Source organism: Vibrio sp. 10N.286.51.C3 (assembly GCF_003050065.1).
GTDB classification, from domain to species: Bacteria; Pseudomonadota; Gammaproteobacteria; order Enterobacterales; family Vibrionaceae; genus Vibrio; species Vibrio crassostreae.
Genome location: NZ_PIGC01000002.1, coordinates 169,367 through 190,591, shown reverse-complemented (window position 1 = coordinate 190,591; position 21,225 = coordinate 169,367). Strand labels below are relative to the sequence as shown.

The window sequence follows — 21,225 nt, the reverse complement described above, 5'->3', positions numbered from 1 at the left end:
AAAATAGCTGAACGCTAAGAGCACACTATATGAAAGTAAATAGGCACTTTAGCCTTACCTTTGTCTTCGGGTTTCCCGCAGTGATCGCCGCGATGTTACTTGGCCTAATAGGAAAGAATCATTTTGACGCGGTAGAAAAAGATATCAGTAGTGAGTTTCATCGTATTGAAGATGTGTTCAAAAGAACCACAAAAGTGGTGACTGCCCTAGACTACAGCTTCTCCAACTACTACAAATCTGGAAACCCTCTCTTTCTCGATCACAACAAACAAGTTGTGGATGGGCTTTGCCAAATCTGGCCTATTGATGTGTTACTCCTCGCAGATGGTAAAACTTCAGACATTCCTTCTGTCGATATCGACTATATGCTAATCGGTCAAGAGTCTCTTTGTTCTGAAAGCAGTGATAGTTATAAGAGCGCGTCAGAAAAAATAGCGTTAGCTCCTATTCTTTCATTTTTATCCCAGCTTGATGAATACCATGACGGCGTGCACTTTATTGATACGAGCGGCTATGTGATCTCTTCACCAGAAGATTTTGCCAAAGGGCTGAGCAAAGAGCTGCTCTCGACTATAAAGAGTCGTCCTTACTGGCAGAAAACAGCCAACAACCCTGACCAACTCACCCTTTCAGGCCCTGGTTATCGTTTTGATTCCCTTGACCGTATAATTAGTATGACGATCCCTGTATTCCATAAAGGCGTTCACCAAGGGATGCTGTCGGTGGATATTAATGTTGGCAGGCTGCTTGCTAATTCGAACCAACATCTAGCAGGTCGGATCGATATTATTGACACCACTTTAGCTACCCCGATAGATTCTGCAGCTTTCTACTATGAGATCAAACTAGATGGTGTCGCGTCTCACCATGCGATGTATTACGAGTTAGACATCGAGAAAGAGGTTGAGCACTTTTTCGTTTATGAGAAAGACAGTCTTATTGTTGCCATCATTGTCTATCTGTTCTCTGTAACTATCTTTTTCTACGTCAATTCCAATATTGAACGTGGTTACTTCAAAGATCTCGCGGCCAAAGACCCAATGACAGGTTTATTGAATCGTCGCGGCTTAGAAGCATTCTGGCGCAGCGTAGAGCACGATCAATTGTTTGCCTTAACTGTATTTGATATCGATGATTTTAAGTCAATTAACGACACCTACGGCCACGACAAGGGTGATGATGTGATTCGTTATATGTCACGTCAGATAGGTAACAGTGTACGAAGCAGTGACGTAGCAGCACGATTTGGCGGTGAAGAGTTTGTCGTTTATATGAAAGGCGAAGATCGTGAAACTTTGATGAGAACTTTAGAGCGGGTGAAGAATGCGATTTGTTCCACTTCAGCCGACATTATTCCAAATGGATTTACGGTATCTGGCGGTGTCTGCATTGTTGAAACTGAGCAAAGTAAGCTTAACTTCGATGAGATATTTAAGTACGCCGATGAAAAGCTGTACGTGGCTAAGACGACGGGTAAAGATCGTCTCGAATTTTAGCCACGTTGTTAAATCATTAAGTGCTTCGTCTTAAACAGGTTGACGGCGTTCTTCTTGATAACGTTGAAGACGTTCTACAATCGGCGGCGCCTTCTTGAAAGTGCGAATTTCTTTAAATAGTTCGTTCGCTTCAGGGTAGCCTTTACTTAAATAAACAAACCACTGCTTCACTCTATTGGGGTAGTACATACCTTTGTCCCCTTTAATTTGAAACTCTGAATAGCGCAGCAAAAGTTCAATGACTTTATCCCACGGCATTTTCTGGTGGTTGTGCTTAACGACGTTACCAAGGTTTGGAATATTGAAAGCACCACGGCAGACCATCAATGAATCGACGCCTGTTGCTTCTATGCAATCTTGACCATCTTGATAGTTCCAGATTTCCCCGTTAGCAATCAATGGTAGAGATGTTTTCTCTCTTATTTGATTGATGTAATCCCATTTAATTTCGCTGGCTTTATAGCCGCCAACTTTGGTTCTTGCGTGCACGGTGAGTTCGTCAGCTTTAGCTTGTTCGATGGCGTCGACAATTTCAAAGCACTCTTCCGGATGCTCCCAACCTAATCGGATCTTTGCGGATACAGGAATGTGTGCAGGTACCGCTTCTCGACAAGATTTCACCACTTGATAGATGAGTTCTGGTTCTTTTAGCAATGAAGCGCCACCATTACTTTTGTTTACCGCCTTTGCTGGGCAACCAAAATTAAGATCGATGCCTTTAGCGCCTAAGCTAGCAGCTTGAAAAGCATTCTCGGCCATCCAATTTGGGTGTTGACCTAGAAGTTGAAGATGGATTGGCACACCAGCCATGGTCTGAGAACCTTGGTGCAGCTCTGGGCAAATACGGTGGAACACATGTGGAGGAAGAAGTTGATCCACGACGCGAACAAACTCTGTCACACAGAGATCGTAATCATTTATCTCTGTGAGAATTTCACGCATTAGGTGGTCTAGAACGCCCTCCATAGGGCCAAGTATTACGCGCATGTTGCTTTACCTAAACTGAGTGAACCGAAAAAATCGAGGCGTGATTGTACGGTTTGCTTACAGGATTGTCACTATGAGTGTGGTGTGCCTACCTTAATGATGGTTTCGTCTCTTAATAGCGACATCTTGGGGAGTATGGCGTTATAATATCGAAAATGCCCAAATATCCAGAGCTTTCATGACATACCAATTATTAAGCCTACCAGAATTTATTTCAGACATTACGCCGCAGTTTATTGAAGGTGCAATCCTTGCGTCTAACTTAGCGACCAAGCCACTCGATCCTGAAGAATGGATTGCTATCGTAGCACCTGAAGCGGGCAAAGAGCTTGTAACATTAGTGACGGAACAGATTAACCGCCAGCACAATCTGATTCAGCGTAGTGAATACTTACTGACTGATGTGTTTGCAGAAGGCGACTTCAATGAGCAGTTCGCAGATTTTGCGGAAGGTTTTATGATGGTTTGGCCGACAGTGGAAGAGCAGTGGCAAAGCATTACGGTTGCGGACGGCACTCTGCGCATGCTGCAAGCTCTGCTGACTACATTAATGCTCGCGATTGATGAAGAGCAAACTCAACAACAAATGGTTGCGGCTGGGCTTCAAAACCCACCATCGCTTGCTGATTTAGTGGGCCAGGTCGATCTGATGATCTCAGAAGTGGCAATGGCAGCGGATGAAGCTATGTTGGGCAATAAGTCCCAGAGCGTGAACCCGTTTAAAGATATTGGTCGAAACGACCTTTGTCCTTGTGAAAGCGGCAAGAAGTTTAAACAATGCTGTGGTAAAAACAGCTAATTACGGCTTGTTGAGTAACAGACTTTCTTTAAGTGATAAAAAGTTTAAGTAATAAAAAGTCGACCTTTGGGTCGACTTTTTTGTTTCTGAAGATGATGAGCTAATTGTTAGTCATTTTTTGATTTAACGAATTGAGAAAGCGCTACAAAACCGAAAGCAACTAAGTTACCCGCGAAGATAATCACAAGCCATTGTGGCATCGAAAGTTCTAAGAACTGCCACACAACCTTGCTACAGTCGCCGTAAGCTTCAAACATCCATGGAGCCCATTGGTTTAAAGGTGCCCAACTTGGGAAGGTCACGAACAGGTCACAAGTAGCAAAAGGAGACGGATTAAACTGGTAGTCAACGTGCTCTAAAGCCAACGTCAAACCTTTGTATGCGCCAAATCCCCAGCCAGCAAGGCCTAACCAACGTGACATTGGGTTATTCGGGGAAATAGCACCAATCATGGCTGCAACACCGATAGCAAGCATCGCAACACGCTCATAGATGCACATTACGCAAGGGCCAAGCATCATCACGTGTTGAAAGAAGAGAGCACATGCCTCAAAAAAGACAATAAAAGCCAGCAGTAAAAGCCAAGATAAACGTCCCTTAGAGAAGTCTTTGATCATTGCTAAAAAGTTCACGAATTTAATCCCGTCTATAAAATAAAAAAGCCCTGATTACTCAGAGCTTTTTATCTTGGATAAGTTTCCTAATCAACTAATATTTTTGATTAGTTAGTTATAGTTATTTTGGTTTGCGACACAGTGTTTAGCTTAGTGACCACCAGAGATAACTGGAGCAACGACTTCACCAGTGCGTTGAATGATCCAACCTGCGTCGTAGAACCATGCTGTCATTGGCTCTACGAAGAACACGATACCTGCAAGGCCAACCAGTGCTAATACGATGGTGTATGGCAGTGCCATGATAACCATGCGGCCGTAAGACAGTCGAATTAACGGAGCAAGTGCTGATGTTAATAGGAATAGGAATGCAGCCTGGCCGTTTGGCGTAGCAACAGAAGGTAGGTTAGTACCTGTGTTGATAGCAACAGCAAGTAGGTCGAACTGGTCACGAGTGATGATGCCTTCTACTAATGCAGTTTTCACTTCGTTGATGTAAACCGTACCGACGAATACGTTATCTGAAACCATCGATAGAATACCGTTGGCAACATAGAAGAGAGCGAGTTGTGCACCTTTATCTTCAACGTGAAGTACTGCATCGATTACTGGCTTAAATAAAGCTTGGTCGATGATTACAGCAACAACCGCGAAGAAAACGGCAAGAAGTGCAGTAAATGGCAGAGCTTCTTCAAAGGCTTTACCCATAGAGTGCTCTTCTATAACACCAGTAAATGCAGTTGCTAAGATGATTACAGAAAGACCAATTAAACCTACTTCAGCAACGTGAAGTGCAAGGCCAACAATCAGCCAAACTGCGATTGCACTTTGAACCCATAGCTTTGCTACGTCTTGCTTTGTACGGTTTGCACGTTCTTTGTTGTCAAATTCAACCAAGATTTGGCGAACATTCGTTGGTAGCTCTGCGCCGTAACCAAACACTTTGAATTTCTCTACAAGTGCACAAGTTAGAATGCCGCAGAAGAAAACAGGCAGTGTTACTGGCAGCATACGGATGATAAATTCACCGAACTCCCAACCCGCTTGCTTAGCAATTACCAAGTTTTGTGGTTCACCTACCATGGTCATTACACCACCCAGTGCAGTACCAACACCGGCATGCATAAGCAGTGAACGTAGGAAAGCACGGTAGTTTTCTAGGTCATCACGAGTTAGCTCAGAGATCTCTTCATCATGAGTATGATCGTGTGCAGACGTCGTGCCCTTGCCCGATGCAACCTTGTGGTAGATAGAGTAGAAGCCTACCGCAACGCTAATAACTACAGCGATTACTGTCAGCGCATCTAGGAAGGCAGACAAAAACGCTGCAGCGACACAGAAAGCGACAGAGAGTAAGATTTTTGATTGGATGCCGAGCAGGATCTTCGTGAAAATGAACAGAAGTAGTTCTTTCATGAAGTAGATACCAGCAACCATGAATACAAGTAAGAGTAATACTGGAAGGTTTGCTTGTAGCTCGTGATAAACCATTTCTGGTTTGGTCATGCCAATGGCGACGGCTTGAATTGCCAATAAGCCACCCGGTTGAAGAGGGTAGCACTTTAGAGCCATAGCTAGAGTGAAAATAAACTCAACCACCAACAGCCAGCCCGCAACAAATGGGTCAACTAGGAAGAAAACAAACGGGTTGATGATTAAAAAGGAAATGATGGCAAGTTTATACCAATCAGGAGCTTTACCAAGGAAGTTCTTGATAAAAGCGTTTCCGAGAGACATCGGCATGTTAATACTCTTTTATGTTGATTATGAATAGACAAGCAATACAACATTTTGAGAATCGAGCTATAGAAATTGTTAAAAACTATAACTAACAGTGACTTAGAAAAACTACATTCCATGTAATGTTCTGTGGTCTTGCCAAGTCACTCCCTTAGAAACTCAAGCACTGCTTATTTTTGAGCGCAACTCTACTCTTCGATAACATTTAGTCAACAGGAAAAGCCCTGTAGCACTAAAAATACCTCTTTTTTGTTGAGAAACGCGATCAAAGTAGCGCAAGCATACCACTTAAAATGTGATAAAAACCGACTAGAATCAATATTTCAGCGAAATGATTGAAATTTACAGAATAACGACGGTTTATATATGATTATTACAACTTAATATTGCAAATTAATAACTTTGAAAATATGACTAATCTCATTGATTTAAAAGAAAATTTATTGTGTTAATGGTTTGTTGAAATGGTGATTTATAGTCGCTTGCTTTCCAAACCTAGGGTGCAAACGTGTGCTGAACTTTAGAGTTTTAACTCTACTGCTATTTTGAGTGAGTAAAATTTTTGCGGGTGTTTCCGCTAGGTGTGAACTAGTGGTATGATGAGTAAATTAGAACAGAATAATTAAATTGGATTGAAGTGTAGATGGTCATTAAGGCGAAGAGCCCGGCAGGATTTGCAGAAAAGTATATCATTGAAAGTATTTGGAATGGCCGTTTCCCTCCAGGTTCTATCTTGCCCGCAGAGCGTGAGCTTTCTGAGCTGATTGGTGTTACACGTACTACGCTTCGTGAAGTACTACAACGTCTTGCTCGTGATGGTTGGTTGACAATCCAGCACGGCAAACCCACTAAAGTTAACCAGTTTATGGAAACCTCAGGTCTTCATATCCTTGATACGCTAATGACGTTGGACGTTGATAACGCAAGCAAAATGGTAGAAGACCTACTTGCTGCCCGTACTAATATCAGCCCGATCTTTATGCGTTATGCATTTAAAGCAAACAAAGAAGCTTCAGAGCGTACTATCAGCAACGTGATTGAATCTTGTGAAGCGCTACTTGCGGCACCGACTTGGGATGAGTTCTTAGAATCGTCGCCATACGCTGACAAGATCAAGCAAGCGGTAAAAGAAGATTCAGAAAAAGATGAAGCGAAACGTCAGACGATCTTAATCGCGAAGACTTTCAACTTCTATGATTATATGCTTTTCCAACGTTTGGCATTCCACTCAGGCAACCAGATTTACGGCCTAATCTTTAACGGTGTGCGTAAACTGTATGACCGTATCGGTAGCTACTACTTCTCTAACCCAGAAGCACGACGTTTAGCGATGGACTTTTATAAAGAGTTGTTCATTATCTGTGAAAGTGGTGAGCGCGAAACTTTGCCATTAGTGATTCGTAACTACGGTATTGCAAGTGCACAAGTTTGGAATGAAATGAAAACGACATTGCCAACGAACTTCACTGAAGACGACAGCTAAGCTATAGGTTTACTATTGTTGCTCCTGTTTAGTCAGTGACGTAAAGAAAACGAAAAAGCGGCGAGATAATTCAATTATCTCGCCGCTTTTTATTTATCTGTCGTTGCTAGAAAATTACCCGTGGGGCATTAATTTACCTACGAGTAGTTACTTACCTATGACGAGTAATTTATCTATGAGTAGCGACTTAACCCGCAAACTCTTCTGAGTCTGGACGGTTGGTAAATTGCACACCGTTTAGAAAATCGCAAAGTAGTTGGTCTTCGCACACTTTGTAGTTTTTGTTTTCTGGCTTGCGGAAGTAAGCGCCGATTTCGTACTTGCTCAAGCTAATGCCAACCACTTCTAGTACATCCAAAACATCTTCTGCTTTCATGTTTAATGCGATACGAAGCTTCATGAAGATCATGTTGTTCGTCAGTGCAACTTCAGGTTTAGGTTGCTCGCCCTCTTTTTTGCCACGCTTAAGGTTGATGAAACCATTTAGGAATACCGCTAACTCTTTGTCTTTCATCTTAGAGCATGACTTGTCGTTGTCGTCTTTTAGCCAGTTAATCACTTGGTCATGAGCAACGGTCACATCAGCTTGTTCGATAGCTTTGATGATTTGTGCATTTTTAAGGTTTAGTGCGTGTTGAATACGACGCAAGATTTCGTTGTTAGTCACTGGGGATTCCTAAAAAGGGTTTTAGAGTAAAGAGGTGTTGGTTAGTCCATTATCGTCGACAAACCAATTTCTACTCTACATAGCATAGTTGACGGCGACTCTAACAGAGAACGTAAATTTTCGGTAGATATAAAAAATCCCCAATGCTTATTAACTCTTTCAAGTTATAAGTGCATTAGGGATTTAGCGATGAGTGCTTGTTATCTGACTGAAATCAGAATTACATTACACGCATACCAGGTTGTGCACCTTCGTGTGGCTCAAGGATCCATAGGTCGCTGCCGCCAGGGCCCGCGGCTAGGATCATGCCTTCAGACATACCAAACTTCATCTTACGAGGTTTTAGGTTTGCTACCATTACAGTTAGCTTACCTTCTAGCTCTTCAGGTTTGTATGCTGATTTGATACCAGAGAATACTTGGCGAGTCTCACCACCGATGTCCAGTTGGAACTTCAGTAGTTTGTTCGCTTTTGGTACTTCTTCACAAGAGATGATACGAGCAATACGCATGTCTACTGCAGCAAAGGCATCGAACTCAATCTCGTCTGCGATTGGCTCTTTGTCTAACTCAGTTTGGCTTGCTTGCTCTTTTTCAGCTTCTGCTTTTTCTTTCGCTGCTGCTTCAGCGGCTGCATCTTCTTTAGAAGACTCAACCATTGCTTCCACTTTCTTAGGATCAATACGGCTGAATAGCGCTTTGAACTTAGTGATCTCGTGATCAGTTAGCGGAGTAGCAATCGCTTCCCACGTTAGCTCTTCGTTTAGGAAAGCTTCAGTGCGAGCCGCAAGCTCAGGCATCACAGGTTTCAGGTAAGCCATTAGTACGCGGAATAGGTTGATACCAACAGAAGAAACTTCTTGAAGCTCTTTCTCTTTACCTTCTTCTTTTGCAAGAACCCAAGGTGCTTTCTCATCGATGTACTGGTTAGCTTTGTCTGCTAGTGCAGTAATTTCACGGATAGCGCGGCTGAACTCTCGAGTTTCGTATAGCTCACCGATACGCTCAGCAGCAGCAACGAATTCGTTGTAAAGTTCTGGTTCGGCAAATTCAGCAGAAAGCTTGCCTTCAAAACGCTTAGTGATGAAGCCAGCGTTACGCGAAGCTAGGTTAACAATCTTGTTTACTACGTCAGCGTTTACACGTTGAGTGAAGTCTTCAAGGTTAAGGTCTAAATCATCGATACGGCTGTTTAGCTTAGCTGCGTAGTAGTAACGTAGACACTCTGGGTCTAGGTGGTTTAGGTACGTGCTTGCTTTGATGAATGTACCTTTTGACTTAGACATTTTCGCGCCGTTTACAGTCACGTAACCGTGTACGAATACGTTGTTTGGCTTGCGGAAACCTGCGCCGTCTAGCATTGCTGGCCAGAATAGGCTGTGGAAGTAAACGATGTCTTTACCGATGAAGTGGTAAAGCTCAGTTGTGCTGTCTTTCTTCCAGTATTCGTCGAAGTTTAGATCGTCACGCTTGTCACATAGGTTCTTGAAAGAAGCCATGTAGCCAACAGGTGCGTCTAGCCATACGTAGAAGAACTTGTCTTTTTCGCCTGGGATTTCAAAGCCAAAGTAAGGTGCATCACGTGAGATATCCCACTGTTGCAGGCCAGACTCAAACCATTCCTGCATTTTGTTTGCAGTTTCATTCTGTAGAGAGCCAGAACGAGTCCACTCTTTCAGCATGCTTTCGAACTGAGGTAGGTCGAAGAAGAAGTGCTCAGAGTCTTTCATTACTGGAGTTGCGCCAGAAACCGCCGATTTAGGGTTAATCAGTTCAGTTGGGCTGTATGTCTCACCACAGTTATCACAGTTATCACCATACTGGTCTTCTGACTTACACTTAGGGCAAGTACCTTTTACGAAGCGGTCTGGTAGGAACATCTCTTTCTCAGGGTCGAAAAGCTGAGAAATAGTACGGCTAGAAATGAAGCCGTTCTTTTTAAGTTCTAGGTAGATGTGAGAAGCCAGTTCACGGTTCTCTTCGCTGTGTGTGCTGTGGTAGTTATCAAAGCTGATATCAAAGCCAGCGAAGTCTTTTTGGTGCTCTTCACTAACAGCAGCGATCATCTCTTCTGGTGTGATACCCATCTGTTGAGCTTTAAGCATAATTGGCGTGCCGTGAGCATCGTCAGCACAGATGAAGTTTACAGTGTTGCCACGTAGACGCTGGTATCGAACCCAGATATCAGCTTGGATATGCTCAAGCATATGGCCAAGGTGAATAGAGCCGTTAGCGTACGGAAGCGCACAAGTTACCAAAAGTTGTCTTGGATCAGTTGCCATACTTAATAATTCGCTTTTTTGATAGGTATAAATTTTGAGAGGTAATACTACTTTATAACGTGTGATACGCCAAGGTATCAGACAAAGGATTCCCCTAGTTTTTTAGGGGTTCAGTCTTCATCTCGTGGGTGATAGCATAAATAAAAAAAGGAGCCTCAATGCGTAACTTTACTTCTAAGCAAGATTTCTGTTCATGGTTGAATGAGTTCGAGTCACCAATCCTCATACCAGAGTGGGCGCTACACCAAAATATTGTATCGGTTGATCCGCGTGGATCATTTGTTATTACCTTGCCTTTTGCTGCCAATCAGCTTGCTGTTGATCTTGAAGATTGGATTAATGCCCAGATTGAGCAAAAGCTTGTGAGTGCTTTCCAATTTGAAGTGAAGGTGAAGCCATCTGCGTTAGAAACAACCGTCACGACACCTTTGAAGGGCGTTAAGAACATTATCGCCGTGACGTCGGCAAAGGGTGGGGTAGGTAAATCCACAACCTCTGTAAACCTTGCGCTTGCTTTATCTAAGTCTGGTTCAAAAGTGGGCTTATTGGATGCAGATATCTATGGTCCATCAGTGCCTATGATGCTCGGCCAATTAGACGCAAAACCAGAAGTACAGAACAATAAATGGATGATGCCAATCGAGGCTCATGGCATTTTCACTCACTCTATTGGCTATCTTGTGTCGAAAGACGATGCGGCAATCTGGCGTGGCCCTATGGCAGCGAAGGCTTTGGGGCAGCTAGTTAATGAAACTGTATGGCCAGAGTTGGATTACCTTGTTATCGACATGCCACCGGGCACCGGTGATATTCAGCTGACGTTGTCGCAACAGATCCCAGTGACGGGCGCAGTAGTGGTGACCACCCCTCAAGATTTGGCATTAGCGGATGCGCGTAAAGGCGTAGCGATGTTTGATAAGGTGAGTGTGCCAGTCGCAGGCTTAGTTGAAAACATGAGCTATCATATTTGTAGTCACTGTGGTGAGAAAGAGCATATCTTTGGTGCTGGTGGTGCAGAAGCGATGTCAGAAGAGTTTTACCTCGATATCTTGGCCCAAATCCCTCTTCATATTGACGTGCGAGAAGATATCGATGCTGGTTGCCCGACGGTGATTCGTCGTCCTGATAGTGAACATACACGTCACTACCTAGAGCTCGCAGAAAATGTGGCTGCGAAAATGTTCTGGACAGGGAAAGCAAGGCCAGAAGCGATTAACTTCTCTATGGTTGAATAGCGCAAGTTAATTACTGGGTCGTTTAAATACAGTTTGGATTAGATAAACAACGGTTGGATTGGGCAGATAGCCATTGGGCTTGTGCAAATAGTTGTAGGCAAGTTATTTGAAAGCAAACGATTGTTTTAAGTAAATGTATTGAGATCATCAATTTGACTGCAATTAGCTAAAATCGCGACTAGAATCTATGTGCTTTAGCCCCTATAATCAGGCGGTTTATCTCTTCCCACCACCAAACCATATCGGGTGCAAAATTAATGTCTGATAATAATCAATGTGTCATCGTAGGTATCGCTGGCGCTTCAGCTTCAGGAAAAAGTCTGATTGCTAGTACAATTTATAATGAATTGCGCGAAAAAGTAGGCGACCATCAAATTGGTGTTATCACGGAAGATTGCTATTACAGCGACCAAAGCCACTTGAGTATGGAAGAGCGTGTTAAAACTAACTACGATCACCCAAATGCACTAGATCATGATCTTTTATGTGAACATCTACAGCAGCTAATGAGTGGCAACGCCGTAGAAGTTCCTGAATACAGCTACACAGAGCACACACGTACTTCTGAAACGACTACACTTACTCCAAAGAAAGTGATCATTTTAGAGGGTATTCTGCTTCTAACAGACCCGCGTCTTCGTAAACTAATGCACGCAAGTGTGTTTATGGATACACCATTAGACATCTGTCTACTACGCCGTGTTAAGCGTGATGTAGAAGAGCGTGGCCGTACAATGGACACTGTACTTAAGCAATACCAAGAAACAGTACGTCCAATGTTCATGCAGTTTATCGAGCCTTCAAAACAACATGCAGACATCATCGTTCCTCGTGGTGGTAAAAACCGTATTGCGATTGATGTACTAAAAGCGCACATTGCGAAGTTGTTGAAGTCTTAATCGAATAAAATTTTGCCTAAGTGACTCACTTAGCTTTATTTTTTACCGAATCAGTGGCACTTTTATAGTGCCACTTTCTTTTGGAATCTAAGCAAGGAATATGCGGATGAAGAAACTACTCATTTTCATAGCTGTACCAGTGTTTGTTGTCGTTGCAGCAATTCTGGCACTAGTGCTGTTAGTGAATCCCAATCAATTTAAGCCATTAATTGTCGAACAAGCTCAAAAACACACAGGCCTAGAGCTTGTGATTGAGGGGGATATCAGCTGGCAATTCTTCCCATCTATTGGCTTCGAACTTGGTCAAACTGAATTACGTAACCCTGAAGGGTTCACCCAACCAAACCTATTTAAGGTTGATACCGTTGGCGTTGATGTTTCGGTTACTCCGCTATTTAGCAACCAACTAGAGATAGGCAACATTACTCTAGATGGTGCAGAATTTTACTTAGAAACGCTTAAAGATGGTCGTAAGAACATTGATGCGCTAACGCAAGCGTCAGCGCCTCAAGAGTCTGAGCCTGTCGCTGGCGCAAGTTCTGAATCAACACCTGCACCTCAAGAGCAAAGTGCTACAGACGCATCTGCTTGGACGATCAACCTTGCAGGTGTAACTGTCTCAAACGCATTGTTTGAAATGGACGACAAGCAAGCGGGTTCATTCACTAAGCTATACGATGTGTCTTTGAACCTTTCTGAGTTTGCCGTTGATATATGGACAACCGCGACATTTGCGGCTTCTGGTGAAAACAACCAACAGAAGTTCTCAGCGGAGGGCAGTGCCGAATTCAAATTAGCTGAAGGCTTTGCAAGTTACGCACTTCGTAACATTGATTTAAACGCTAAGTTCAATGATCCAGCGACGTCGATTGAGTCAGCAAAAATTGGCTTGAATACGTTTGAGTTCGATAAGGTCAACCAACTGACTTACGCTGTAATCGGTAATGCAGCGGGTCTTGACCTTGATCTTAAAGGTGGCGGTGAACTTACGGTTGATAGCGCGATCTCAAAAGTAACGTTGAACAAATTGACGTTAGACTCAACATTCAAAGGCGACACGCTTCCTCAGTCTCCAATGAAAGTCGACATGCTGTCTGACTTAAGCTTTGATCTTAACAAGAGCCACCTGAGCTTTGTGTTAGAGAAGCTACAAGCTAACGCTATTGCATTAGACGGTAAAGCAGACGTAACCCTATCTGAAATACCAAAGGTGCGTTTCTCTCTTCATAGTCCGAACATCGACCTTGATGAGTTCTTAGGCTTAGGTAATACAACAGAAACGGCGAGCACGGCTCCCTCTGAGTCTGCTGGTGGTTCAACGTCAAACTCAGGCAGCTCTGCACCTGCGAAAGAAGTAGAACCTGATCTGTCGGCACTGAAAACATTAGATGTGAAAGGTGACATCACGATTGATAAGTTTAAGGCGAACAATGCGAAAATGCAGAATGTTAAAACAGCATTCTCGGTTAACCGTGGTATCGCAGAGCTTACCTCATTCACATCGAACCTTTACCAAGGCTCTATTTCTGCGACAGCTAAGTTAGACGCACGTAAAACACCAGCGACTTACACAGCTAAGAAGAAAATCAAAGGTGTGAAAGTTCAGCCGTTACTGGTTGATGTTGCAGATAACGATATGCTGGAAGGTACCGGTAATATCGATGTCAACGTGAAAGGTAAGAGTCTGACTCCGACGGGTATCAAGAAAAACCTAGTCGGTACTATCGCGATTAACTTTGAAGATGGTGCAGTTAACGGCATCAACGTAGCTCAACTGATTCGTGAGAATTACGCGAAGATCAAAGGCGAAAAAGTTGAAAGCACAAATGAAGCTCAAAAAACGGACTTCAGTGCAATGAAAGCGACGCTGAAGGTCAACAAAGGTTGGGTTTCAACAAACGACTTATCAGCACAGTCGCCACTGTTACGCGTGACAGGTCAAGGTAAAGCAAACTTCATCAATGAGACGGTCGACTTCCTTGTACGTACATCAATTGTGGGTTCACTTGAAGGTCAGGGCGGTAAGAGCATTGACGACCTGAAAGATGTGACCATCCCAATTAAGGTAACTGGCCAGTGGGCTGACCCGAAATTCGCACTTGTTTTTGATGATGTGTTGAAACAGAAAGCACAGAAAGAAATTGACCGTGGTGTGAACAAGCTAACGGACAAGATCAAAGACGAGAAAACTAAAGAAGCAGTCGATGGTTTATTGAAAGGTTTCTTTAACTAAACGTTTCTAACTCGTGTATAAAAGAAGCGCCATTCCTGTTGTAGGAATGGCGCTTTTTTTTGGATGCTTATAATACTTTCGAGAGATTCCCTATGACACTCGGCCCTCGTTCTAGGGAATGACGACAGGTACTCGTCCTTTGTTTAAGGGCGTGCCAGTCTAGTGGTCGTCATCCTCGAGAGGGAAGAGTGGCCGAGTCGGGGATCTCTGGTTGAATGTGATTACCAGTCAACGCCTTGAAGCGCTTTAACACCAGATTCGAATGCGTGCTTCACATTACGAACTTCAGACACGGTATCGGCCATGTCCGTTAAAGTGCGGTGCGCTCCACGGCCAGTAATGATTACTGATTGCATTTTCGGACGGTTGTTTAGAGCTTGTACCACTTCATCCAGTTCAATGTAGCCATAACTCACCATGTAAGTCAGCTCATCAAACAGAATTACATCAATCGACTCATCGGCTAGCATGCGCTGACACTCTTTCCACACGCGCTGTGCGGCTTCGATATCTTGAGCCTTGTTTTGAGTTTCCCAAGTAAAGCCGGTACCCATCACTTGGAATTCTACGTCGAGCTTTTGGAGAACGTTCTTTTCGCCGTTTTCCCAAGTGCCTTTAACAAACTGAGCGACGGCACACTTCTTACCATGACCGACTGCACGTGTAATCGTACCAAAACCGGATGTTGATTTACCTTTACCGTTACCCGTGATGACCAACAATAGGCCTTTGACTTCTTGGGCAGCAGCCACACGTGCATCGACTTGTTCTTTTACTTTCTGTTGTCTTGCTTTGTGGCGTTGTTCTTTGTTGTCTTCAGTCGACATAACAAATCCTTTTAAGTTGTGATTGCGCCTATCATAGCCTAACTTAACGATAGCAAAAACCATCGGAAGAACAGGTGATTAGGGATGAAAAAGATACTCGTAGTTTGTATGGGGAATATTTGCCGTTCGCCAACAGGTGAAGCGGTGCTAAGGAAGAAAGCGCAACAGCTGGATATTGACGTTGTGGTCGACTCTGCGGGGACGATTGGTTTTCATCAAGGTAACCCGCCAGACTCGCGTTCGAAATCTGCAGGAGAGAAGCGAGGCTATAGCTTTAAAGGGATTACTTCTCGTAAAGTGGTTGGTCATGACTTCGAAGAATTCGACCTGATACTCGCGGCAGATAGGGCGAATTTAGACGACTTAATGAGCCAGTGCCCCGCCCACCTCCAATACAAGCTAGCGTTATTTTTAAGCTTTGGAGAGTCACAATATCAAGAGATCCCCGATCCATATTATGGTGAGGGAAATGGTTTTGAATTGGTGTTGGACTTAATCGAAGAGTCTAGCGAAGCGATATTACGTTCAGTGTAGTGTGGAAACAATGTACGTCGTTGGGTTATAAGTCTAAGGGCTGAGCGACAGGTATAAAAAAGGCCGACATTGAATGTCGGCCTTTCTAAATCTAACTTTAAGCTACAGCTAAGATTACTTAGACATTACTTTGTAGATTGGGTCTTCTGCAACGTTCGCTTCAACTAAGCTACCTGCTTTGTGCAGCATAGCAACACAGTCTTGGCTTAGGTGGCGAAGGTGAAGTGTTTTACCTAATGCCGCGTAACGTTCAGCAATCGTATCGATCGCTTCAATTGCAGAGTGGTCGGTAACGCGTGAGTTTGCGAAATCAACGACCACATCTTGTGGATCGTTGTATGCGTCAAACAACTCTAGGAAGTTAGCCGTTGAACCAAAGAAGATTGGACCGTTAACTTTGTACTCTTTAGAGCCTTCAGCGTTTACAGACGTGTCGGCGTAGATGTGTTTAGCATGTTGCCAAGCAAACATCAGCGCTGAAGCTACAACACCAACGCCCACTGCTACAGCAAGGTCAGTCAGTACTGTTACTACGGTAACAAGAACGATAACGAAGAAGTCTTGCTTAGGAACGCGACGTGCAAGCTTGAAGGTTGCCCACTCAAATGTACCGATAACAACCATGAACATTACGCCCACAAGTGCTGCTAGAGGAATCATTTCAATCAGTGCAGAACCGAACAGGATGAACATCAGTAGTGCAACTGCCGCTACAATACCTGAAAGGCGACCACGACCGCCTGAGTTTACGTTGATCATCGATTGACCGATCATCGCACAACCACCCATCGCGCCAAATACTGAACACGTTACGTTAGCCATACCTTGACCAACACATTCACGGTTAGATTGACCACGAGTGTTTGTCATTTCATCTAGTACTGTCAGTGTCAGTAGAGACTCGATCAGGCCGATAGCCGCAAGGATAATTGCGTACGGTAGGATGATCTGTAGTGTCTCAAAAGAAAACGGAACAGCAGGAATAGAGAACGTTGGTAGAGAACCCGCTAGCGTTGCAGCTTCGTCACCAGACATTGTACGTAGGAAGTCGACAACAGTTCGAGTTTCAAGGTCAAGACCGACAACCAAAGCCGTCACTGTAACAATAGCAACCAGTGAAGATGGTACCGCTGTTGTTAGCTTAGGTAGGAAGTGGATGATAGCCATTGTAAGGGCTACTAAACCCAGCATGAGTGTCATTTGACCGCTTGGTAGCCAAGTTAATGCACCTGTTACGTCTGGCGCTTTAAACTGACCAAGCTGAGCTAGGAAGATAACAATTGCCAAACCGTTCACGAAACCAATCATTACTGGGTGTGGAACGATACGGATAAATTTACCCAACTTGAATACACCCGCCGCAATTTGCAGAAGGCCCGCGAGCATGACTGCTGCGAATAGGTATTGAACGCCATGGGTTGCTACTAGGCTAACCATTACAACGGCCATTGCACCGGTAGCACCAGAAATCATACCTGGACGACCGCCGAAGACAGAAGTGATTAAACCTACGATGAATGCTGCGTAAAGACCAACCATTGGGTCAACGCCAGCAACAAAGGCGAATGCTACGGCTTCAGGTACCAGAGCTAGGGCTACTGTAAGACCTGAAAGCACGTCATTCTTTACAGAGTGCTTTGAAAATTGTGGGAATTCGAACATGTTTGCTCAGCTATGCTTAAGATGGATTTACCGACACGGGTGTATTGCGTAGCCAAACAGTGATGGAAAAGAGCGGCAATAGCGAAGTGTCGAAAAGATAAGTGCGCGAATGCTACCCAAAAATGTGATTAAGTTCAAGGTTGAACCTAACTTTGAGTAATATATCTGTTAATTTTTATTCGATTAGTAGATATGAAAAAGGCTGCTTTAATAAGCAGCCTTTGATTCTATTTACTTGCGATTATCTATCAGTAATCACTAGTAGTTTGGCTTAGTCATCGCCGCGCCAGCTTTGCTCGACGCTGCCTGACTGCCTGCACCTTTCGATACAAAACGTTCAGTGCGGAACGGAGCTGCAATCACTTCAATCTCTTTGATCTCTTGAGGACCAGGAGCTTTAGTCATTGGTGAACCGGCTTGCTTCTTAGCAACTGCTGCCTTTGGTGCCGCTTTAGGAGCTTCTGCTTTTACGACAGGTGCTTCTTCAACTTTTGCACTTTCAGCTTTAGGTGCTTCAACTGCTTTTGTTGGTTCAACCACAGCAGTTTCAACAACTGGTGCTTCAACTACGACTTCTTCTGCTTTCACAGTTTCAACCGGAGCTTTAACTTTTTGTGCTTCACCAACTGGTGCTTCTGCAACTACAGCAGGAGTCTCAGTTACTTGAGCTTCAACAGCAGCATCTTCACGGCGGATGATAACTTTACCCATTGCAAGTTCAGGACATGCGAAACCGCCTGCCATTACTACTGTGCTTTGTGGTGCCGTCTCGAGAGCAACATTCTGATCTTGAACAGATGTTTGAGCTTCAGCTGCTACTTGAACTTCAGTCACTTCAGGTTTTGCCTGCTTGTGGTGAGGTTTTGGAATGAAGCGAGGCATCACTTTACCCATAGCCATCTCAGGAGAAGCTACACCACCTTTACGTAGGCGGAATGGGTTAGGGCGACGATCACGACCGCGACGACGACGCTGACCACTTGCACGTAGGTGACGTGGAGAACGACGGTTACGACGTTGTTTCGGCTCTTCCTGTTCAGTTTGCTCTGCATTCGCTTGAGTTGCTTCTACTTGTTCCGCAACTTTTTGCTCTTGAGCTACTGACTGTTCTTTTGAAACAGATAGTTCTTTAGCAACAACTTGCTCTTTTGAAGCGTTATCTTCAGCTTGAGCTTGTTGGTCTTTAACGCGAACTTGCTTGTTCAGTTTACGACGCTGACGACGCTCTTTAATCTTAGCTGCTTTCGCTTCAGGCTTAGCCTTAGGCGCTTCCGGTTTTCCAGCTTGTGCTTCTGCCGCTAGCTGTAGACCTTCTTCTGCTAATTTAGATGGTGCTTGCTCTTCGCGTTGCTTCTGCTCATCACGTGGCTTGTTGCGACGGTCTTGCTTTGGCTTACGAGGCTGACGAGTTTGCTGTGGAGCTGTTTCTTTTTGCTCTTCAGGCTTCTCATCACGAGCTGGCTTACGACGGCGCTTGTTGTCGCGGTTTTCGTTACGATTATCACCACGTTCACCACGTTGGTTACGACGACGGTTATCGTTACGATCACGGCGTTGACGGTTGCCGTTGTTGCGATTGTTCTTAGGTTTTTCTTCTTCTTTCTTCTCTTCTTCTTTCTTCTCTTCTTGAGTTGAAGAGCCGAATAAGAAGCTACCGATAGCTTTGAAGAAACGACCAATTAGACCTGGTTCTTGAGTCGCTGCTGGCTCAGCTTTCTTCTCTTCTACAGCTTTAGGTGCTGGAGCAGGAGTTGGTGCTGATTGAGCAGGAGCTGCAAAGCCTTTCAGAGCAGGTTCTTCGATCTTCTTAGGACGAATAGTCTGTTCAGCTGGCTCTTTGCTTTCCGCTTCTTTTAGAGCTTCTAGCTTGTTCGGCAGCAAGTAAGACAGTAGATCGAACTCTTCACCTTCACGAACACGGATAACCTCAAAATGCGGCGTTTCCATGTCTGAGTTAGGAACAACAGTGATCTTAACTTCTTGGTTCTTCTCGATGTGGTTTACTGAGCGACGTTTTTCGTTCAGAAGGTAAGAAGCGATTGGCACAGGCACAACTGCAAGTACTTGCGCTGTGTTGTCTTTCAGAGCTTCTTCTTCGATCAAACGTAGAACAGACAGTGCTAGAGATTCGTTATCACGAACAACACCAGTACCTGTACAACGAGGACAAATGTGGTGGCTTGCTTCTGCTAGTGATGGGCTCAAACGTTGACGAGACATCTCTAGAAGACCAAAGCGAGAAATACGACCAATCTGAACACGTGCGCGATCTAAACGAACGGCATCACGTAGACGGCTTTCTACTTCACGTTGGTGGCGAACCGGAGTCATATCGATGAAGTCGATTACAACAAGACCACCTAGGTCACGTAGACGTAATTGACGTGCAATTTCATCGGCAGCTTCTAGGTTAGTATTAAGTGCTGTTTCTTCAATATCGCCGCCCTTTGTTGCACGAGCAGAGTTGATATCGATAGAAGTCAGTGCTTCTGTTGGGTCGATTACGATAGAACCACCAGATGGAAGGCGAACTTCACGTTGGAAAGCAGATTCGATCTGGCTTTCAATCTGGTAATGGCTGAATAGTGGTACTTCACCATCGTATTTCTTAACGCGATTCATGAAATCTGGGCGTATTAATTGAATGTGCGCTTGTGCACGTTCAAAAATAGTATTGCTGTCGATTAGAATCTCGCCAATATCACGACGTAGGTAGTCACGAATCGCACGAACGATAACGTTACTCTCTTGGTGAATTAGGAAAGGAGCCGCATTTGAATCAGAAGCTTGCTTGATAGCGCCCCAGTGATTCAATAGAACATTCAGGTCCCACTCTAGCTCTTCTGCACTTTTACCAACACCCGCTGTACGCACGATTAGGCCCATACCTTGAGGAAGCTCAAGAGTGCTTAATGCTGCTTTCAGTTGAGTGCGTTCATCACCTTCGATACGACGAGAAATACCGCCAGCACGAGGGTTATTAGGCATAAGAACTAAGTAACTACCAGCCAAAGAGATGAAAGTTGTCAGTGCAGCACCTTTGCTACCACGTTCTTCTTTCTCTACTTGCACGATTACTTCTTGGCCTTCTTTTAGCACTTCTTTAATGCTAGGACGGCCTTGGTATGTATAACCTTCAGGGAAGTATTCGCGGGCAATTTCTTTAAGAGGGAGGAAACCGTGACGTTCTGCTCCGTAATCAACGAATGCCGCTTCTAGGCTTGGTTCAATACGGGTAATACGTCCTTTGTAGATATTCGCTTTCTTTGACTCGTGACCTGGACTTTCGATATCTAGATCGAACAGTCGCTGGCCATCAACCAAAGCGACACGCAACTCTTCTTTTTGAGTTGCGTTAATTAACATTCTTTTCATTTAGAAATTCTCATTGTCTTTTCTTATTTTCATCATTGTTCTTATCGCTTTATTTCGTTTCTCATGGTGCCAGATCCCATGGCTTTATCGGTGCAGCCTCCCGGCTGGAGAGGGATGCTCTGGGGCACGTCAGTCATCATAGGGAGTTAGCCTATAATCCGCGATGTGGCGGTGAATACTCAACATGAGCGTACGTGAGTAGAGCGATAAGGAACTCAGTTGACCGTGTCTTACGCCGATTGCAGCACTGTCTAATCTGAGTTATCTACTCATTTACTTGCTTATGAATGGTTAGCTGTTTAAATAATAGTCAAACCACTGATAGCAGCTGTGAACTATAGCAGCGGTCGGTAAACACAGCAATCTGCTTTGTCGGAATGCTGTAAAAAAAAC

The 21,225-nt window shown here is 44.2% G+C and carries 15 protein-coding genes; 7 read left to right on the top strand and 8 right to left on the bottom strand.

Features of this window, described 5'->3' with window-relative positions; genetic code table 11:
- The first annotated feature begins 29 nt into the window (after positions 1-29).
- Positions 30-1,496: a GGDEF domain-containing protein gene (locus CWO27_RS02555; RefSeq protein WP_107898517.1), complete on the top strand. Its 1,467-nt coding sequence runs from the start codon at positions 30-32 to the stop codon at positions 1,494-1,496.
- 30 nt (positions 1,497-1,526) lie between these two features.
- Here CWO27_RS02555 and dusC read toward each other — a convergent pair whose 3' ends face one another.
- Entirely contained in the window at positions 1,527-2,483 is a 957-nt protein-coding gene (gene dusC / locus CWO27_RS02550) for a tRNA dihydrouridine(16) synthase DusC (protein WP_048659728.1), read from the bottom strand.
- A gap of 178 nt (positions 2,484-2,661) precedes the next feature.
- Between dusC and CWO27_RS02545 the strand changes: the two genes are divergently transcribed.
- The gene (locus CWO27_RS02545; RefSeq protein ID WP_107898516.1) at positions 2,662-3,282 is read left to right on the top strand and encodes a YecA family protein; all 621 of its coding nucleotides are present in this window, start codon (positions 2,662-2,664) and stop codon (positions 3,280-3,282) included.
- 107 nt (positions 3,283-3,389) lie between these two features.
- Here the strand turns inward: CWO27_RS02545 and dsbB are convergent, their stop codons facing one another.
- Together dsbB and nhaB are read right to left on the bottom strand one after the other, a co-directional pair.
- Positions 3,390-3,914, bottom strand: a complete 525-nt coding sequence (gene dsbB, locus CWO27_RS02540; protein WP_240698793.1) for a disulfide bond formation protein DsbB — start codon at positions 3,912-3,914, stop codon at positions 3,390-3,392.
- Between the two features lie 132 nt (positions 3,915-4,046).
- The gene (gene nhaB, locus CWO27_RS02535; protein ID WP_048659726.1) at positions 4,047-5,639 is read right to left on the bottom strand and encodes a Na(+)/H(+) antiporter NhaB; all 1,593 of its coding nucleotides are present in this window, start codon (positions 5,637-5,639) and stop codon (positions 4,047-4,049) included.
- Between the two features lie 640 nt (positions 5,640-6,279).
- Between nhaB and fadR the strand changes: the two genes are divergently transcribed.
- Positions 6,280-7,119, top strand: coding sequence for a fatty acid metabolism transcriptional regulator FadR (gene fadR / locus CWO27_RS02530; protein WP_017062161.1), 840 nt, complete (start codon positions 6,280-6,282; stop codon positions 7,117-7,119).
- Positions 7,120-7,306: 187 nt separating this feature from the next.
- Here fadR and CWO27_RS02525 read toward each other — a convergent pair whose 3' ends face one another.
- Together CWO27_RS02525 and metG are read right to left on the bottom strand one after the other, a co-directional pair.
- Positions 7,307-7,786 (bottom strand): DUF1456 family protein, encoded by a 480-nt coding sequence (locus tag CWO27_RS02525; protein ID WP_010437231.1) that lies wholly within the window; start codon positions 7,784-7,786, stop codon positions 7,307-7,309.
- Positions 7,787-8,006: 220 nt separating this feature from the next.
- Complete coding sequence (metG, locus tag CWO27_RS02520) at positions 8,007-10,067, bottom strand: methionine--tRNA ligase (protein WP_060982307.1); 2,061 nt, start codon at positions 10,065-10,067, stop codon at positions 8,007-8,009.
- 158 nt (positions 10,068-10,225) lie between these two features.
- Here metG and apbC point away from each other — a divergent pair, with 158 nt between their 5' ends.
- The 3 genes from apbC to CWO27_RS02505 all read left to right on the top strand — a co-directional run bounded on the left by apbC (position 10,226) and on the right by CWO27_RS02505 (position 14,434).
- Complete coding sequence (gene apbC / locus CWO27_RS02515; protein WP_102432560.1) at positions 10,226-11,302, top strand: iron-sulfur cluster carrier protein ApbC; 1,077 nt, start codon at positions 10,226-10,228, stop codon at positions 11,300-11,302.
- Between the two features lie 257 nt (positions 11,303-11,559).
- The gene (gene udk / locus CWO27_RS02510; RefSeq protein ID WP_004734002.1) at positions 11,560-12,201 is read left to right on the top strand and encodes a uridine kinase; all 642 of its coding nucleotides are present in this window, start codon (positions 11,560-11,562) and stop codon (positions 12,199-12,201) included.
- A gap of 106 nt (positions 12,202-12,307) precedes the next feature.
- On the top strand, positions 12,308-14,434 hold the full coding sequence (locus tag CWO27_RS02505; RefSeq protein ID WP_107898515.1) for an AsmA family protein: 2,127 nt from the start codon (positions 12,308-12,310) through the stop codon (positions 14,432-14,434).
- Positions 14,435-14,655: 221 nt separating this feature from the next.
- Here CWO27_RS02505 and cobO read toward each other — a convergent pair whose 3' ends face one another.
- A complete protein-coding gene (gene cobO / locus CWO27_RS02500; protein ID WP_017070540.1) occupies positions 14,656-15,261 on the bottom strand; it encodes a cob(I)yrinic acid a,c-diamide adenosyltransferase in 606 nt (201 codons plus the stop codon).
- An 84-nt stretch (positions 15,262-15,345) separates the two neighbouring features.
- Here cobO and CWO27_RS02495 point away from each other — a divergent pair, with 84 nt between their 5' ends.
- Entirely contained in the window at positions 15,346-15,795 is a 450-nt protein-coding gene (locus CWO27_RS02495) for a low molecular weight protein-tyrosine-phosphatase (protein WP_048659721.1), read from the top strand.
- A gap of 114 nt (positions 15,796-15,909) precedes the next feature.
- Here the strand turns inward: CWO27_RS02495 and CWO27_RS02490 are convergent, their stop codons facing one another.
- Both CWO27_RS02490 and rne read right to left on the bottom strand, forming a co-directional pair.
- The gene (locus CWO27_RS02490) at positions 15,910-17,457 is read right to left on the bottom strand and encodes a SulP family inorganic anion transporter (protein ID WP_060982310.1); all 1,548 of its coding nucleotides are present in this window, start codon (positions 17,455-17,457) and stop codon (positions 15,910-15,912) included.
- 258 nt (positions 17,458-17,715) lie between these two features.
- The gene (gene rne, locus CWO27_RS02485) at positions 17,716-20,832 is read right to left on the bottom strand and encodes a ribonuclease E (protein WP_107898514.1); all 3,117 of its coding nucleotides are present in this window, start codon (positions 20,830-20,832) and stop codon (positions 17,716-17,718) included.
- Between the last annotated feature and the right edge of the window lie 393 nt (positions 20,833-21,225).